This is a genomic window from Bacillus sp. JJ1609, from assembly GCF_036967045.1.
GTDB lineage: Bacteria > Bacillota > Bacilli > Bacillales > Cytobacillaceae > Mesobacillus.
In genome coordinates this window covers 82,659-100,165 of sequence record NZ_JBALSS010000015.1, presented here as the reverse complement: position 1 = coordinate 100,165, position 17,507 = coordinate 82,659, and the positions used below count along the sequence as shown (strand labels likewise).

Annotated in this window: 18 protein-coding genes; 11 read left to right on the top strand and 7 right to left on the bottom strand. The window is 39.0% G+C overall.

The genetic code is table 11. The annotated features are described in order from the left end of the window. The first annotated feature begins 2 nt into the window (after positions 1-2). Positions 3-815, top strand: a complete 813-nt coding sequence (locus V7654_RS13380) for a serine hydrolase (protein ID WP_335430876.1) — start codon at positions 3-5, stop codon at positions 813-815. 231 nt (positions 816-1,046) lie between these two features. Here the strand turns inward: V7654_RS13380 and V7654_RS13375 are convergent, their stop codons facing one another. Beyond that, on the bottom strand, positions 1,047-2,273 hold the full coding sequence (locus tag V7654_RS13375) for an MFS transporter (RefSeq protein WP_335430875.1): 1,227 nt from the start codon (positions 2,271-2,273) through the stop codon (positions 1,047-1,049). Positions 2,274-2,541: 268 nt separating this feature from the next. On the opposite strand from V7654_RS13375, the gene V7654_RS13370 reads away from it, so the two are divergent. The 4 genes from V7654_RS13370 (at position 2,542) to V7654_RS13355 (ending at position 5,619) form a co-directional block, all read left to right on the top strand. Next, on the top strand, positions 2,542-3,414 hold the full coding sequence (locus V7654_RS13370; protein ID WP_335430874.1) for a carbon-nitrogen hydrolase family protein: 873 nt from the start codon (positions 2,542-2,544) through the stop codon (positions 3,412-3,414). Positions 3,415-3,434: 20 nt separating this feature from the next. Then, the gene (locus V7654_RS13365; protein ID WP_335430872.1) at positions 3,435-4,106 is read left to right on the top strand and encodes a GNAT family N-acetyltransferase; all 672 of its coding nucleotides are present in this window, start codon (positions 3,435-3,437) and stop codon (positions 4,104-4,106) included. Between the two features lie 126 nt (positions 4,107-4,232). Beyond that, the gene (locus V7654_RS13360) at positions 4,233-4,949 is read left to right on the top strand and encodes a 3-ketoacyl-ACP reductase (RefSeq protein WP_335430870.1); all 717 of its coding nucleotides are present in this window, start codon (positions 4,233-4,235) and stop codon (positions 4,947-4,949) included. A 166-nt stretch (positions 4,950-5,115) separates the two neighbouring features. Continuing rightward, positions 5,116-5,619 (top strand): GNAT family N-acetyltransferase, encoded by a 504-nt coding sequence (locus tag V7654_RS13355; RefSeq protein ID WP_335430869.1) that lies wholly within the window; start codon positions 5,116-5,118, stop codon positions 5,617-5,619. A gap of 476 nt (positions 5,620-6,095) precedes the next feature. On the opposite strand, the gene V7654_RS13350 is transcribed toward V7654_RS13355, so the two are convergent. After that, on the bottom strand, positions 6,096-6,455 hold the full coding sequence (locus V7654_RS13350; protein WP_335430868.1) for a hypothetical protein: 360 nt from the start codon (positions 6,453-6,455) through the stop codon (positions 6,096-6,098). A gap of 185 nt (positions 6,456-6,640) precedes the next feature. Here V7654_RS13350 and V7654_RS13345 point away from each other — a divergent pair, with 185 nt between their 5' ends. From V7654_RS13345 to V7654_RS13330, 4 genes are all read left to right on the top strand, one after another. Continuing rightward, positions 6,641-10,093 (top strand): hypothetical protein, encoded by a 3,453-nt coding sequence (locus tag V7654_RS13345; RefSeq protein WP_335430866.1) that lies wholly within the window; start codon positions 6,641-6,643, stop codon positions 10,091-10,093. A gap of 212 nt (positions 10,094-10,305) precedes the next feature. Next, positions 10,306-10,848 carry an HD domain-containing protein gene (locus tag V7654_RS13340; RefSeq protein ID WP_335430865.1) on the top strand — a complete coding sequence of 181 codons (543 nt, stop codon included), beginning with the start codon at positions 10,306-10,308 and terminating at the stop codon, positions 10,846-10,848. A 106-nt stretch (positions 10,849-10,954) separates the two neighbouring features. Further along, positions 10,955-11,569 carry a PH domain-containing protein gene (locus tag V7654_RS13335; RefSeq protein ID WP_335430864.1) on the top strand — a complete coding sequence of 205 codons (615 nt, stop codon included), beginning with the start codon at positions 10,955-10,957 and terminating at the stop codon, positions 11,567-11,569. 148 nt (positions 11,570-11,717) lie between these two features. Continuing rightward, positions 11,718-11,897 (top strand): hypothetical protein, encoded by a 180-nt coding sequence (locus V7654_RS13330; RefSeq protein WP_335430863.1) that lies wholly within the window; start codon positions 11,718-11,720, stop codon positions 11,895-11,897. Between the two features lie 78 nt (positions 11,898-11,975). Here the strand turns inward: V7654_RS13330 and V7654_RS13325 are convergent, their stop codons facing one another. Next, on the bottom strand, positions 11,976-13,061 hold the full coding sequence (locus V7654_RS13325; protein WP_335430862.1) for an AI-2E family transporter: 1,086 nt from the start codon (positions 13,059-13,061) through the stop codon (positions 11,976-11,978). Between the two features lie 223 nt (positions 13,062-13,284). Here V7654_RS13325 and V7654_RS13320 point away from each other — a divergent pair, with 223 nt between their 5' ends. Together V7654_RS13320 and V7654_RS13315 are read left to right on the top strand one after the other, a co-directional pair. Further along, positions 13,285-13,431 carry a hypothetical protein gene (locus V7654_RS13320; RefSeq protein ID WP_335430861.1) on the top strand — a complete coding sequence of 49 codons (147 nt, stop codon included), beginning with the start codon at positions 13,285-13,287 and terminating at the stop codon, positions 13,429-13,431. 117 nt (positions 13,432-13,548) lie between these two features. Further along, entirely contained in the window at positions 13,549-13,971 is a 423-nt protein-coding gene (locus tag V7654_RS13315; RefSeq protein ID WP_335430859.1) for a hypothetical protein, read from the top strand. 48 nt (positions 13,972-14,019) lie between these two features. On the opposite strand, the gene V7654_RS13310 is transcribed toward V7654_RS13315, so the two are convergent. The 4 genes from V7654_RS13310 to V7654_RS13295 all read right to left on the bottom strand — a co-directional run bounded on the left by V7654_RS13310 (position 14,020) and on the right by V7654_RS13295 (position 17,301). Beyond that, positions 14,020-14,865 (bottom strand): PhnE/PtxC family ABC transporter permease, encoded by an 846-nt coding sequence (locus V7654_RS13310; protein ID WP_335430858.1) that lies wholly within the window; start codon positions 14,863-14,865, stop codon positions 14,020-14,022. Next, positions 14,862-15,572, bottom strand: coding sequence for a PhnE/PtxC family ABC transporter permease (locus tag V7654_RS13305; protein ID WP_335430856.1), 711 nt, complete (start codon positions 15,570-15,572; stop codon positions 14,862-14,864). Before V7654_RS13305 ends, V7654_RS13310 begins: the two co-directional genes overlap by 4 nt. 91 nt (positions 15,573-15,663) lie before the next feature. Next, on the bottom strand, positions 15,664-16,419 hold the full coding sequence (locus V7654_RS13300) for a phosphonate ABC transporter ATP-binding protein (protein WP_335430855.1): 756 nt from the start codon (positions 16,417-16,419) through the stop codon (positions 15,664-15,666). 9 nt (positions 16,420-16,428) lie between these two features. Continuing rightward, positions 16,429-17,301 carry a putative selenate ABC transporter substrate-binding protein gene (locus V7654_RS13295; protein WP_335430854.1) on the bottom strand — a complete coding sequence of 291 codons (873 nt, stop codon included), beginning with the start codon at positions 17,299-17,301 and terminating at the stop codon, positions 16,429-16,431. Positions 17,302-17,507: the final 206 nt, after the last annotated feature.

Genomic DNA, 17,507 nt, shown 5'->3' with positions numbered 1-17,507 from the left:
AAATGAACATAGAGCAACTAAAGAAGAAGGTTTATAGTGAACTCGCCGGGTGCAAGGGCCGGGCGAGTTTGTTTATGGAGATCAAAGGCAAGATTATTGAGTTTAACAGCGAGGAAGTTTACCAATCTGCAAGCTTAATAAAAATTCCCATTCTTTACGAAGCCCTTCGACAAATAGAAGTTGGCATCATCAATCCCGATGAACATGTGATCATTAGAGATGGTGATAAAATCGGGGACACTGGTGTCCTGCAGGCTTTACATGCTGTTAAGTCTTATGCAATAAAGGACTTACTTACTCTTATGGTCATCGTCTCAGATAATTCGGCTACAAACCTGATCATTGATCTCCTGGGTATAGAATCCATCAATAAAACGATTGGGAGTCTATCAATGGAAAATTCAATTCTTCAGCGGAAAATGCTCGATTTTCAATCTGTTAAATCAGGCAAAGACAATTTCACGACTGCTGCAGATATTGTTGCCTGCTTGAAAGCAGGTGTGAAAGGAACAGATTTAACAAAAGATTCGAGTGACACATTCCTTTCGATCCTCCAACAACAGCAGTTCAAAGAAAAATTGCCGGCATATATGATGGAAGAATTTATGAAAACAGGAAATAAAACCGGAGAACTGCCTGGACTTGAGCATGATTGTGCTGTGATCTTGTATGGCGAGAGTGAGGCTTTTGTCGCAGTGTTAATTGATCACCTCTCAGATTCTGAAATCGGCAAATCAACAATTCGACAAATAGGAAAACATCTAAATGGCTTTATTAGAGCCAATTCGACAGAATCACACACAAAACGCTATTAAGTGATAGTTAACTAATATCAACTGCTAGCAAATCGCTATTAGTTTAAATAAACTTTTAAAATTCTGGTGTATAGGTGAATTGTACTATTCTTTCAATCTATAATTGAATAAGCCATTAGAATTTTCATGGTATCAAATCGAGTGTTCAAGGAGACTAGCTGACTGGCATGCTATCTTCTTGCTTTCATCACCAAAAAGAACGAGGAATCTGGATTCCTCGTTCTTTTACATTCAGATAATTTTCTTAATCATTTTTAACTTTTCTTTTTGAAGGCTGAATCTTAGAGACCATACTAAAAATATTGTTCCTGCAATAATGTACATAAGTCCACCGAACAATCCTACTAATCTAGGATCAAACCACTCTAAAGCCACCCCGGTAAATAGCATGGACAAGCCGATAACGGTGTTGGAAATCGTTGCTGTAAGCCCAAAGTACAGGCCGTGCCATTTTGATGGAATTGTATCCATTGCTACCGTATCAAGGAGCGTGTTGCCGATGCCGCTGAAAATAGCCGTAATGCCGAATAAAACTGCTGCTAACCCAAAGATATTCGTCTGACTGATTGTCGTTAGAAATAACCCTTCTCCAATTATGCATAAAAAGGAAAACAACAGAAATCGTCTTTTAATCAATTTCGAAAACAAAGGACTGATGATCAGACCCAGCCCAAGAAAACTGTAAAACACCCCAACTCCTAAATCAGCTTTTCCGAATGTTTCCACGGCATAAACACTGAGAAGGATATTTTCGATGCCGTTAATAAGTGGTATGAACATCTCAAATAGCATTAACATCATTAAAAATGAGGACGAAGCTATCACAGTCCATAGAGCTCCGTATTTTTCAGGATTGCCTTTCTTGACCTTCTCCGTTTTCAATTCAGCTTCTAAGGTTGGCAATGTCGAAAGAATCCAGCCCGCAATAATAAATGAAACAATATTAATCCCGAATGCAGCTTTTGATCCTAATAAATACGATACAATTCCGCCGCTTAGAGCTCCTATCACTAAAACGAAACCGATTAGAACTTGTTCCCAGGCATTTACTTCCTTTAAAGACTTTGGAGAAACGATGGCTGGAATGCTGGACTTTCTTGTGGGCGAATAAATAGCTTCACCAGAAGCTAACAGAAAGGAAGCAGCATAAACAATCCACATGTCTTCTGAGCTATTAATCCAAAGAAATGAAAGCGCGATTACCGCCCTTAAAAGATCCGTGGCAATCAAGACTTTCCTTCTTCCATATTTTAAAGATATGCTGATGCTTAATGGACTGAATAGCAGAAAAGGAATCATCCTCAAAGCCATTGTGATTCCAACGGAAAGACCAGAACCGGTCATCTCGAGAATCAAAGCAAGCAGGGCAACCTGGCTAAATCGGTCGCCAATTCCATTTATAATACCCGCTAAAAATAGTTTCCGATATGAAGTTTCAGCTTTTAATGTTTTTAGCACATTGTCCTCCGTAAATTAGATAAACAACTAATTAGATTTAAGTCTAATTAGATTGTATTCTAAATTCCCTGAAAAAGGAATTGTTTTTTTAATTTTTTTCATAATATTGCTGTTTTAATTCCCGCGCAAAAGTTGTTGCAAAATTATGCACCCATATTTATCAAAAGGTGTATTCATAGGAGGGAAAATGTTTTATAATGATTTTCGTATTTCCGAAAATTTGAATTCAAGATGAAAAATATCTTTATAGATACAGGGGGAATGGTATATGAAAATGAGAGTTTCAGCAGTCCAATACCATCTTCATACGATCCGATCGTTTGAGGAGTTCGCGCTGCAATGTGAGCATTATATTAAAACAGCCCAGGAATACGGATCGGAATTTGTGCTGTTTCCTGAGTTCTTTACTACACAATTGCTTTCAATCGGCAGTGAACAAGGTACAAGGCTGACCATTAATGAACTCCCTGGCTTTACTGAACAATATTTGAACCTGTTCCAGAACTTCGCTATGGAAACTGGTATGCATATCATTGGCGGAACGCATGTGATTGCCAGAGAGGGCAAACTTTTTAATGTCGCACATATGTTTTATCCAGATGGAAGGATTGTAGAACAAGCGAAGCTTCATATTACGCCTACAGAAGTTAATGAATGGAATATGAGTGCGGGAGAGGATTTCAGGGTATTTGATACAGATAAAGGCCGTATTGCTCTTTTGACTTGCTACGATATTGAATTTCCTGAAATCGTCAGAATGGCAAAGGCGAAAGGAGCGGATGTGATATTCTGTCCATCTTGTACTGACGATCGCCACGGCTTCCATCGAGTAAGATATACCAGCCACGCACGAGCAGTGGAAAACCAAGTATATGTAGTATTGACTGGAACAGTCGGCGCTCTGCCTACAGTTGACTTCATGCGCGCTAACTTTGGCCAGGCAGCAGTTATCACGCCAAATGATATACCATTCCCTCCACAGGGATTGCTTGTTGAAGGTGAACTAAATAATGACATGATTGTAACGGCCGACCTTGATTTAGAGCTGTTATACGAAGTACGAGAAAGAGGGTCCGTTACGACTTGGCGTGATCGCCGCACTGATCTATATCCAGATTGGGAAGAAGCAGAAAAAATCTAACTCAATAAGGAGCAACTTTCATGGAATACATTCGCGTCACAAGTATTGAAGACCCGCTTTTTACTAAACTTCATAATTTAATGAATGACGTTTTTCCTCCTGAGGAGGTTCTAGAGTTCGATCTATGGAAGGAGCCGCTTGAAGATCCAGGGATTCGTGTTTTTGTGGCAGTACATGAGGATGAAGTAGTTGGTGTCACAGAATATCGCTACTATCCTGACTGGAACATCGCAATGACCGATTTTACGATTGTTGGTAAGCCGGGGCTAAGCCTTGGCCGTTTCCTAGCAAACAAGCGAATGGAAGACCTGCAACGGCTTGCTGGAGAAAAAGGTGTTGAACTGTTTGGCATGTTCGCAGAAATTTATGATCCTTACAGAAAAAAGGACCATGATTTCGGCGGTGTAAAAACAATGGATCCATACGTTCGACGTGAAGTGCTATCCCATCTAGGCTATAAGCGTCTTGACCTTGAATATGTTCACCCATCCTGGGAGAATGACGGAGAGGCTGTCGAAGGGTTAGACCTTTGCTTTATGCCTGGTGACGAGAATACTGCAGAATTACCAGCTGCATTGATTTCTGATTTCCTGACAACCTACTATTCTGTTTTAGAAAACAAGCCGGAAAAATGGCTTAAAATGGTCGATCAACTGAAGAAAAAAGATACAGTAGCTTTATTGCCTTTATAATAAATTTCAGACAGTGGAATCATGCTAATTCCGCTGTTTTTTTCTTTTTGGGGCTCATCATTTGTTTTAGATCAAAGGTTTTTCTATAATTAAGCCTTAACTACATATTCTGAAAGGAGTTATCATATGGAATCATTAAAAGGAAAAACAGCTTTAATTACAGGAGCAGGAAGAGGAATAGGCCGTGCTGCAGCATTGGCACTGGCAAAAGAAGGAGTCAATATAGGTATGCTTGGCCTGACACTTGCCAATCTGGAAAAGGTGACAGCTGAACTAGAAGAATATGATGTCAATGTGGCAGGAGCAGTTGCGGATGTGTCTGATTTAGAATCTGTCCAGCATGCGGTTGAACACATCACCTCAGAATTAGGTCCAATTGATATTCTGATCAATAATGCAGGCACCGCTAAGTTTGGTGGATTCCTTGAACTTGAACCACAGGAATGGGAAAAAATCATTCAGGTGAATTTGATGGGCACTTATTATGTGACCCGTGCTGTGCTGCCTGGTATGATCGAACGTAAAACTGGCGACATCATTAACGTCTCTTCAACTGCAGGGCAGAAGGGAGCACCAGTTACAAGTGCCTACAGCGCATCAAAATTCGGTGTCCTCGGCCTTACTGAGTCATTGATGCTCGAAGTCAGGAAGCATAATATCCGCGTCAGTGCACTAACTCCAAGCACAGTGGCCACAGATCTTGCAATCGAATCAAACCTGACAGACGGAAACCCAGAAAAAGTCATGCAGCCTGAAGATTTAGCCGAACTTATGGTGGCACAATTAAAGTTGAACCGCCGAGTATTTATCAAAACTGCAGGCATGTGGTCTACGAATCCGTAAACGAAAAAATTTACGACAAACGAGCATAACCTTCAAAAGGTTATGCTTTTTTTATTTGGTTAGACAACCTTGTAAAAAGAATATACTTAGAACATTTAAAAGATAATGCTAAAGTTTTCCATTTTAAGGTATGATATTAAGCAGTAATATTCAGGGAGGGGATTGGGTGTTAATCAGGATAGCGCAATCCAAGGAATTAGAATTATTAAAGGAACAAAGAATCATAGCTTATGAGGAGTATGCTGAAAAACTTCCAGAAAGTCATTGGGCAGCTTTAAGATCAGCAATTACAGCTGATATGGATTCAAATTCAGAGGGTGAAATATTGATTGCAGAGGATGAAGGGAAAATACTTGGCAGTGTGGCCTTATTTCCTGCAAAAACAGATGCTTATCAAGGTTTAGTTAAAGCTCAGGATTATCCGGAAATCCGCATGCTGGCTATAATGCCTCTGGCAAGGAAAATGGGTGTTGGAAGTGCCTTAATAAATGAATGCATCAATAGATCCAAAAGGAAAAATGCCCAATATATTGGATTACATACAGGTGAATTTATGATTCATGCAAAGAAGTTATATGAAAAATTAGGATTCCATCGTGTTCCTGAATTAGATTTTGTTCCTGCAGATGATGGGATTGTCGTTAATGCATATAGGTATACACTCAAATAATAAAGCCCTTATTGTAAATATACAGACTGAGGGAAACTCTGTGATTGAATCATAAGCTCAGACTCCTTGAACCTGATTTCACATTTACTTAGGACATGTTCGTTCAAAGAAGCATATTTAATATCCTCCTGGCTGCAAAAGAAGAATAAGTTCAAGTAAAAGCTGGCTGGATGGCTTATCAAAATGCTTTCGCGAAAAGCGAGCAAAAAGAGCGGAAATCAATAGTCATTTTTAACAAAATGTAAAGTGCAAGGCGCAAACCAACTGGTTTGCGCCTTTTTGATTCCAATAAACGGTTGTGTCTTCCTGAAAAAGACAGCCGCCAGAGATACTATTACCTGGTACTAATAAAGTGGTTTTCAATCTAATAATCTACTATAAATTCACCTAAAAAGCATCATCATTATACTAAAAATAAGTTTTATTATTCTAATATATAAATCCACAAGACAAATAAAAAAACGGCCGAAGCCGTTTTAAAATGCATATTGAAAGATGCCATAATACAAAGGCACTACAAAAAGCAAACCACTAAGTTTAGCACCGAGGGGCATTTCTTTTTCATCTTCCTCCAGCCCGAAATCTCCAGCGAATCGATCCGTGAAAAAAATGGTAAATAATACATCCCACAATAAGCCAAAAATAAATACAAACTTCCACACGATCGGGGTAAGCATTTCCGTACCGGTCACATAGCCGAATAAACCAAACCAGGTAATAATCGAAATAACGAAATCCAGCCTGGTAATATTATTCTTGTATTTCCCTTTAATCAAAAACCAGATTGCCGTTGTACCCATAAATCCAAGGTACATTAGCCATAAAAAGTCAGCCATACTATTAAACCTCTTTATTCATAAAGTATGTATTCCATTATAAAGGTGAAAACTCCCGATGAAAATAGGAATTTGTCGAAAAATCATCTGGGATATATTTTCAATAAATATTGAAATTATTTATAAAATGTGTAAAATTACACTAAACGGTTATAAATGGATTTCAGGAGAACAGGGGGATATAAATGGAATTCATTCCAAAAGAAGAACGGCGACGGATTTTCCGAAATGAACTCTATAATTTAAAAGAAATGGGTTACGTCACCACTGAGCAATATAAAAATGTATCAGAAGCGCACAATGAATACTTTTCAAATCTGCTCGCTCTAGAACAGCAGGAAAAAGAAACGGCAACAAAAGAACAGTTGGCCAAAAAAGCTACAATTCAGCTTGTTTCTGAAAAAGAAATGAAGTTACAAGTAAAACAAAAGCCTGTGAAAGTAAAACCGAAGAAAACAGCTGAAGAAATACGAGAACGAAATATTTCATGGTCACTGAATATAGGAGTAATTATGCTGTTGATCGGCGGCTTGTTTGTCGCAACGAGCAACTGGGAAACTATGTCTCCCTGGATGAAAGCTGGATCGATCGCACTTGTGTCTGCACTTTTTTATGGGATAGCTTTTGTCAGTTACCGAATTTTAAAGATTGAAAAGACCGCCTTTGCATTTGGCGTATTAGGAAGCTTATTTTTACCGATTTTCACCTTATCGCTCGGCTGGTTCGAATTGCTTGGACCTTATCTTAGCTTCTACGGAGAAGGAAGATTCATTTTAGGCTTTATAAGCAGTTCCGTCCTAATTCCTGTTTACGCCTTACTGGCGGAAAAATTATCTTCAAGATTATTTGTGTGGTTTGCTTTCATCGCATCGACAGCTGCCACGGCCTATTTATTAAGAGCAATTGGACTTGACGCTGATGGTTTCTATTTAGGATTAATGGTATACAACTCAATGCTGATTGCAGGATATCATTATCTGAAAAAGAAAAAGCTATTTTCTCTGTTCACCAAAGAGCTTGCTTTCTTTTCACAAGCTAACCTGATCTTATCTACATTATTAATGCTTATTTTCTTTGAAAATCAACTGTTTTATGGATTCAATATCATTATGACTGCTGTCATTTATCTTTCGATGATTTTTGTGAATGGCCGTAAAGAGTACCATTTTGTATTCAGCGCGATGTTCGTTTTTGGAGCCTATCAAATTTTAGAAAATATGGATTTTCGAGAAGCCAGCATCATCGGCTATGCGCTTCTAGGATTCGTTTTCTTGCTGCTTCCCAAATTCTTTAAAGATCAATTCGGCTTGAAGAAGGTCTTTCAGCTAACAAGCGCAATTGTATCAGGACTCGCTTTTATCATGATAACGGTAGAAGGGATGCTGTTGCATTCGCAGAATCCATCTTTTACACTTTTTGCGGCATATATGTTCATCGCGGTTAATTTTATTTACTTAGCGAACACTCATAAAAGCATTATTTTCCGCTATCTTAGCCCGATTTTCTTGGCATCGGCTTTGTTTGAAGCAGTTATGAAGCTGCATACCTTAGTTGATTTTGAAACGTTAATCTTACCGATTTACTTTATTGGATTCATTTTATTTACAGTTTTCGGATGGAAGCTTAAGGCGATAAACCTAAGGATCATTCAAAACAGCTCCAGAGATGTCGGTATGGTAATCATGTTTTCCATGATTATTGTTTCTTTCGCCATGTTTCATTGGTGGGAACTCGGATTAATGTTTTTCTTAGCAGGTATCTTATTTTACCTAATGATAAAAATTGAAAGCAGATCTATTTTACTTTTATTGGCACAATGGGCAGCACCCATATCCGTTGGACTATCAGTCGCTGCCATCTGTGAAGAAATCAGATCTTATTCCAGCATTTATGATGAATTTTTAGGACTGCCAGGAAATTTTGCAGTTGCTGGGCTGCTTCTATTAGCAATCAGCTTTATTTTGAAGAATCTCAAGGAAATTAAATTGGCTGATAGTACATTCTACAGCTCACATGGTTTTTATGCTGCAGCCTTATTTTTCACATTTACGGCCCCGGTCTCCAGTGTTCTAGGTGAATCACTGGTATGGCTTGGCGGCATCCTTATGTCAATCCTCCTCTTTAAAACAACAAAGGATGTCATTATTTCCTATCTGGCTGGTATTATTAGCCTTGCCTGGTACACCATCACCTTGAATTCTATTAACGAGGAATTGTATGATTTCAGTGACGCTGCAGAAACATTACTTTTCCCGGGAGGAGGATGGCTGCTTCTGGGTGCTGCAGCAGTACTTTTAAAGAAAGAAAAGGTTCTTGCAACCGACCTCGCCTGGGTAGCTCATTTCTACCTGGCTCCTACCTTGATCCTTTCTTATGTAATATATGGGCAAGATGGCGTATGGGGCTATTTGGTGGCTACCGGGGTCTATATAGCCAGTTTGTTGTTTGTTAAGCAAGAATGGAAAGTGAAAGCCATATTGTACGGGACCTTCTCGACGTTATTTTTATCAATAAAAACAGGAATCATCTATTTTTCAGGTGAAGATTTTGGCTATTATGCATTTTTGTCAACAAGCATCTTAATCGGAATTTTCTGGTTCACAGCAAGAATAACATTCAAGGAAAGAACCGTTTTTTATCTTGTTCCTTTTTCACTTCTTGGCATTGGCAGCTTCCTGGTTACTTATCCTTACACCTGGCCGCTTTATGGCATGACCGTTCTGTATGCTGTCGGAACATTATTCTTGCTCCATCGAATCAAATGGGATTTGCTCAATCTGTTACCGTTGCTGATGATTTTCTATGCATCCATCCAAATGATCTACCAATCAAGGACCGATATAATGTTTGAGATCGTACTTCTTGCTGCTTTCGGTGTCTCACTGCTGATTGCAGGAAGAATAATCTATTCCAGCCTATGGAAAAATGGCGGCGTTTTTGGACTTAAAAGCCTGGATTCTTATACAATTGTTTCGTTTTTCTTCATTGTTTCGATCTCTGGATTCAAGACAGAAACATTTTGGGCACAAATTATTCATGGCCTGCTGATGTCGGCAGCTTTCTGGCTTCAGCGAAAAAGGGTCCCCGGCGAATGGGGAATGGGATTAACCTTTATTGCAGGGGTGTATCTGATGATTCCTTATTACGCTGCAGTTGAACAGTTAAATATCCCTGCTTTATGGCTTTGGGAAGTAAATGTCCTGCCATTTGTTGCCCTTGTTATCTTCTTGCGGTTTGTCTTTAAAGGGAAATGGGAGAACATTACTGGCTATATTCAATGGGCCGTCCTGATCATTGTTTCACTGATCCTAATTAGAGACGGTTTGATGAGCAACACAGTATATGACGCCTTAATACTTGGATCCTTATCATTATTCTCCATGCTCGCAGGAATGTGGCTGAGAGTAAAAGCCTATTTCTTTGTTGGTGCAGGAGTATTGCTCCTAAATGTAGTCCTTCAAACCCGCCCATTTTGGGGCAATCTACCGTGGTGGGGATATCTGCTCATCGGCGGATCGATTTTAATCGCCGTCGCGAGCTTCAATGAATGGAACAAGCAGAAGGGAGCTAAAGGAGAGAAAACATTCCTCCTCACTTTAAGAGAGAAAGTCAGTTCAAAATTTAAAAATTGGAATTAAAATATTTACAAGCTGGTAAATGGTGAGGCATCCAATCCATTTCCAGCTTTTTTTATATACTGAATAATAATGATAAGTAAATTTTGGGTAAGTTAGATAGAGGCAAGTTGGTTATTCTCGTTGCAGTATAGTAGCTAAAAGCTGCATTTCTCCGGCATTTCTGTTAACATTCATTAAAATATGGGTATCACATCAGCTAAGGAGGTAATGAAATGAGGGATGTAACACTACTGAATATTTTCGAACACCATATTGCGCAAAAATATGTAAAGCGCTCTGGTATGGCTCACGCAATTGCCGTGGCATATCATGCTTTCCACCTAGCGAAAGAACATAAGGTAGATGTGGATATCGCCGCAAAAGCAGGTTTCTTGCATGATATCGGGCATTTTACTTGGTATAGAAATGGAAAATGGGACTACGAATTGTATAGAAAAAACGATATCCACCCAATAAAGGGAGCAGAGAGGGCTCACAAGCTCTTAATCCGGCTCGGCGAAAACCCCGTGCAGGCGAAAGCCACTTCACTAGCAATCCTTTTCCATACTGACTCCTTTTTGCCATCAAATGATATCATCCGCACACCGCTCCAGCAAGTCGTCAAATGGGCGGATGAAAAAGACGAAGAGGAAGGCGGAAACCACCATTACAGGAAAATCAGCCATGAACGGGCCAGAGAGAGTATTATTAGGCTCGACGCCATGATTGATGCTGAATTAGGTGAAAAACAAGAAGAAAATAAGCTGCTTTCTTAACACTATAATTGGCTACTTTTAGTGTAGTGCCATTAAATATACCCACTTCTTTTTTGCCAGTTTATGTTAATATGAATATGAATACTTTTAAAGAAGAGGTGGGTAAATGTTTAAGAGAGTCGCTTCAGATGTATTGGGCTTGAGTGATGTTGGGAGTGTAATCAGCCCGGCAGACTATGATAAAGTCGATGCTGATGATTATGTATTGCATGAGGATAACGAAAAAATCTACTTCTTGATAAAATCGAAAACAGATGAATATTGCTTTACAAACAAGGCATTGATCCATTTAGACGGGACAAGCGCTATTAGCAAAAAGCGCACATTGCACCGCTATAGTTTCAGTGAACACAAAATTACAAATGTCCATCTCGAAACTGCAGGCACTGTTGACCTTGACGTTGAGATTAAATTCGTCATCGGTTCCACTGCATTCTCCATTGATGTACATAAAAAACACATTGAAGAACTGAAGGATCTATATAAAGCATTAATTCGGATTGCCGAAATTACTAGAGAAAATGAATTTTCAATGGAATATGCCCAGCAAAGCTTGAACCTTGCTGCCACTACATTAAGCAGGATCGCCACAAAAGAAGAGAGTGTCGTCAATGATTTCAGGGATTTGAATGAAATGGCCTTTAATTGGCTGATGAATTCCCGTAAAAAATACAATGTAAAAGATTTTGGTTTTGTATATGAGCGATATATAAATAATTAACTTTTTGAAACTGGCTCTAAAAAAGGGGCCTGTTTTTTTATTTTTTACATAAAGCTCTTTCTGCATAATTAGTACCATTGATTTACATATTTTCATGATATTTCATGTTAAAATAAATATAGTAAATACGTGTAAAGGAGGCTTAAATATGATTTGGCTAATCCTGCTTTCTCCACTCATTGTATTAGTACCAGTTGTTATTTATTTTGATAAAAAGAAAGGGATGGGTGACCCTAAATTAGATACAGAAAACCATCGGATTGAACAAGACCAGGCAAGGAGCGATACTTCTTTTATATCACCTGGAGGGAACGGTCCAGCTCAATAGAAAGCAAAAAGCATCGGCTGAAAACCGATGCTTTTTGCTTTCTATTTTTCTTATTGCCAGAATTAGAACTTCTTTCATCTAATTCTCTGGATTGATGAAATTTTTCTTTTGGCGCAGCCTGTAAAATTTCCATACATCCTTAATTATGATCTTAATGACTGAATATAGCGGGATGGCGATGAGGATGCCTATAAAACCATAGATTGAACCAGCCGCAATCAATAATAGTATAACCGTAATCGGATGGATGTTAAGCTTTTTACCCATTACCTGCGGAGTAACAAAATTGCCTTCGAGCTGCTGGACCACAAGGAGGACGACCAGGACCTTGAACATCATCATTGGACTTGTTGCCAAGGCTACGAACAGAGCAGGCAATACACCAATGATTGGACCAAGGAAAGGAACAACAGTCAAAAACATTGTAAAAATAGCGAGGAGCAGTGCGTAGTCCAGTCCGATTATTTTATATCCAATGTACATAAGCGTTCCATCAACCATCGCTATGATGAACTGTCCGGTTACATAAGTGAAAAGAGTCTTATCAATATCTTTAAGGATTTTATTCCCTTCCTGTTCATGCTCATTCGGAATCAATTTTATAATATAAGGTCTTAATTTTTCCTCATCCTTCAAGAAGAAAAACACGAGGAAAGGGACTACGACCAAAACTGTCGCTACACTAGTGAGTAAAGAAATAATCGACATGACATTTTCACCAAGATTATTTGATACTTTGCTTAAATATGTGAGTGCCTTTTGTTTTACCTCATTTACATCCACCATCTCATACTTATTATCTTTCATTACTTTTTCTGATTCCTTTGTGACTTCTTCTATTCTTTGAGGAAAGTTTTCAGTCAGATTGCTGACTTGCTCACCAACAAGCGATCCAGCGAAATAGAAAAATGTTGTGAAAATCCCAATAAATATAGCAAAGACGATAAGAATACTGAGCACTTTTGGCATGTATTGGTCTAGCCAGCGTACAGGCTTTCTCAAAATGTAATAGATTAATCCTGAAATAAGAACCGGAAAGAAGATTGCTATGATGAAGTTCTGCAGTGGCCAGACAAAATAATCGATCTTCCCAAATAAAAAGATAATGAGAAGAACTAATATGATTCCTGATGCATATTTAAAAAATGGTTTTTTAACCCACATTTCTATACCCCCTGATTGTGTATATACCTCCTTATTAATTCCCACAAAGATCACGACTATAAACAAAACTCGCAATGTTGTCATAAGATGTCCCGGCAGACAATAAACTAATTAAAAGGATTCAAGTTTTAATTTGTTATTAACGGGTAAATATTCTGGTCAACAGAAAATAGAATTAACAGCATATAGCCACTGGTCATCTTCTGTGTAAAGGGGTCTCTGTATGGTTGCAGTCGAAGAGCATCTAATATTTATTAAAGAACTAGGGCGTTTGTTTGATGAGTATTCACAATGCGAGGATGAAAAGCTGAAAATCGAAATATATAAAGATATTCAGCTAATTGGGGAAGCAATTCAAATAGGAAATTGAAATAAATTATTACCCGGCAAACCAATAAAAATGGTTTGCCGTTTTTATTTTAGATTAGGAAAATCCTGTCCTGTACTGTCATATACATGAAACAAGCATATAAAGGAGGAGGTTAAAATGAAGATAGACCTTTCAAAAGAACAATACTTGACCCTTGTAAAATTGCTGCAGCTCGGCAATTGGCCGATCGGACTTACTGAAGCCGACCATACTCTGGTCAGCAGGGCAGAAGAACTTGAACAGTACATTTTTTCATTAGCCCACGAATTTGAAGCAAGTGACCAAATTTACTATGATAAAGCAGAAGAATATTACTATCTTTCAGAAGCCTTGAAGGAAACAGTGGAAGCAATTATTGATGAGTATGAGGAAGATGTCTTCTGGGATCAATTGACTCATAAGTTAGCAACGATTGACCTGAAGCGCGAAATCAATATCGATGCGCCGATCGAGGAAAAAATCAATAGACTCTTTCAGCTTAAGGCACGTTATGAAAAGTACTTTCTGGAAAACGGTTTGGAAAATATCGATATACTATAAAAATATTAAGCAAAAAAAATCCGGCCATGTGCATTGGCCGGATTCGTTTTATTTAATGAAAAATCGCGCTTTTTCAGAGATATAATCTGCAGCAAAAACAAGAATTAAATAACATAACAATAATAAAGTCAGATCGGTGTAATGAAAAAAACTCATGCTTAGCTTGAATTGCTGTCCAAGCCCGCCGGCACCAACAAAACCCACAACAATCGTAGTACGCATAATCACTTCCCAGCGGTACAAGATATATGTCAAAAAGCGGGGAAGTGCGGCCGGCAATACACCGTAAAGCAAAATTTGCACCCGTCCAGCGCCACTGGAAGCCAAGTTCCGGACTGGCCGTGAATCGAGGTCCTCAATCACTTCAGCACAAAGCTTACCGAGGATTCCAAAATTATGAAGAGCAAGAGCAATTGCCCCAGGCAATATTCCTGGCTTAATAATAAAGATGATCATCATGGCCCAGACAAGCTCAGGTACAGCACGTGAAAAAATATAAATAACGCGAATTATGCCAAAAGAAATCCAGCCATGCCATTTTTTCGCAAGTGTAATCGAACCATCTGCGACATTTCTTGCTGCTGGAACCACTGTTAGCAGTGCAGCAATGGTCGCAAAGCCGGTAGCCATTACACTCATTTTTAATGTATCGAAAGTAAGAGCAATCACAGTCTTCCAGCTGTCCGGGTTGAAAAATGCAGGATTTTCTTCTCCAATCCCGAAAAGTCCTTTAAAAAATTTAGTAGAATATGAAAGATTTTTTTCAGAAAAAAGAGCGAACAGACTGGCGTTTTCCAAGTTAACAATTGAAATCCAGGAAACAGCACCAATGAGCAGCAATGCATATACAGAGGCAGTAACAAAAGTGATTTTACGTTTTTTTTGAACACTCATTGTACCAGCCTCTTTCTTAATTGATTGCTCCAGGCATCAATGATGATAACTAGGAAAATTAAAAAGAACATGAAGGTCCAAACTTCATTGTAGTGCAGGTCATCTAAACTAAGCTGAATTTGGTATCCGAGCCCGCCGATGCCAACAAAGCTCATGATAGCGGATGAACGAACTGCACATTCAAATCTGTACATGGCATAGCTTGTAATACTCGCCCTAACCATCGGCAGATATCCATACCACAGGATTTGAAGCCGTGATGCACCTGTTGCCTCGAGTGCTTTAATAGGTTCTTGAGGGACATCTTCCAGCATTTCCGCAAAAATCCTTCCAAGTATACCGCCATAAGGTATGGCCAAAGCAAAAATTGCTGCAAATGGTGAAAGGCCGATTGAGGCGACAAAAAGCCACGCCCAGACGAGTTCATGTATTGCCCTCATAAATCCTAATTGTCCTCTAAAAAAAGCTTTCATAACCTTTTTAGTCTTTATTCTCCTATTCAAAACTCCTGAAGCGGGTATGCCATACAAAAACCCAATGATCAATGCTAAGCTCATGCCTGCTGCTGCGTATGACAGGGTGGTCCAGCTAGATTCAATCGCCAGCAGCAATATGTCACTTGATAAGTCAGGGTGAAAGAGTGCTTTAATAATTTGTCCCGCATTTTCCAGCCCTCCGCTGTGAATTAAATCTAGATTCCACTCCACTGAATACAAACTCCAGAAAAAAAACAGAAACAGGAGCAGGGAGAGAATTTTGCGCTTATGGAGATCAAATGATAACCAGCTTTTCTCCATATCAAGAAAGCTCCTTCAATTTATACAAGCTTGCAATATGATCTTCAGAAACTGAAGCAGCGGGGAGGTCAAAGAAAACCTCGCCATTCTTCAAGGCAATCAGCCTATCAAAATATTTTTTAGCATATTCTACTGAATGCAAACTGGTAATCAGTGTCTGTTTTTCCTCAAGTGCAATTTTAACTAAAAGCTCAAGGATATCTTCAGCACGAGCTGGGTCAAGTGAAGCAACTGGCTCATCCGCAAGAATGATTTCAGACTTTTGGACGAGGAGGCGGGCTAGGGCTACTCTCTGTTGTTCACCTCCGGAAAGTGTAGAGGTACGTTCATACAATTTTTCCGCAAGACCTACACGCTCCAATGCACTGACTGCATACTCCTTCTCTTGCGGAATAAGAAGGGAGATGAGCGACTTAACTACTCCCCAATCCCCAAGACGTCCGGCCAATACATTATGGATTACCGGAAGCTCACCAACCAGGTCAAACTGCTGACGGATAATGCCGATTTTTTTCGCTCTTTTCTTTTGGTCATCAAACTCTGATAAAGGCCGGCCATCAATGAAGACCGTACCCTGATCCGGAACCAAAATAGACGCTAATATATTCAGCAGAGTCGTTTTCCCTGCGCCGCTTGGACCAATAAGAGCAATTAATTCACCTTTTTTTACGGTAAAAGAAAGGGAAGATAAGGCTATCTTCCGTTCATAATGCTTTGATATTTGGTTAAGGTTAATCATTTCCTTTTGTAAAGCCATTTGTTCCACCTACTTGATGATCTTTAATTCCTTTGCAACCTTTTCAATTGCTTCATAGTTCTCATTTTTCGCCTCTATGAATTTGTCAGTCTGCAAAAGCTCCATAATTTCATTATCTTCAGCCTTCATTGAAAGAATGGCTTCTTTTAATTTTTCTTTTGTTTCCTTATCAACCTTATTTACTGTCCAGTTATAGTCATAATATTCAGGTGTTGTATAGAATACCTTCACCTTTGATTCATCAACTTTGCCTTCTTTTACAGCCGATTCCCAAACAGAGATGTTTAGTGCGCCTGTCTGGAACGCACCTGATTCAACAAGCTTGTAAGTTTTATCGTGTGATCCGGAGTAATTTGGAGCCCCATCAAGATCCTTGTCTGGATTAATGGCCGCTTCCATCATGAAATAACGAGGCATCAAGTGGCCTGAAGTAGAACTCTCACTGCCAAATGTAAAGGATTTACCTTTTAGATCTTCAAGGCTATCAATATCGATATCACTTTGGGCAATAAACACAGATCTGAATTTTTCGTCAATCGGCCTTTGGGCAAATGCTTCTGCTTCAGGAACGATACTTCTAGCCTGCACACCTGTAAGTCCGCCAAACCACGCCAGTTGAATTTCACCACGTCCAAAAGCAGTCACGAGTGCTGAATAATCAACAGAAGGGACGTATTCAACCTTCAATCCGGTTTTTTCTCCTAAATCCTTCGCAAAGTCCTCCATGCTCCTATTCAAATCTGCAGCATTCTGATCCGGAATTGCACCAATTTTAATGGTTTCCGTTTCTTTCTTAGTTTGAGCATTTTCGTCATTTTCACTTGAACAACCAGTCAAAGCGAAAATGACCATTAAACTAATTAACGTCATTAATTTCTTCATTAAGAAATCACCTTTTCATAAATAAATTTTATAGACTCTATAAAATTTATCAATAACCATGAAATAACTCAATACTTTTTATAAAAATTCCGTTTAATCCTTCCGACAAGCAAATAAATATGCTAAGTTTCAAAAAACCATTTTTTCTTGAAAGGCTGATTAAACTTGGCTGTTGATTTCCGTTCCAGGCGCTTCGCTTTCCGCGG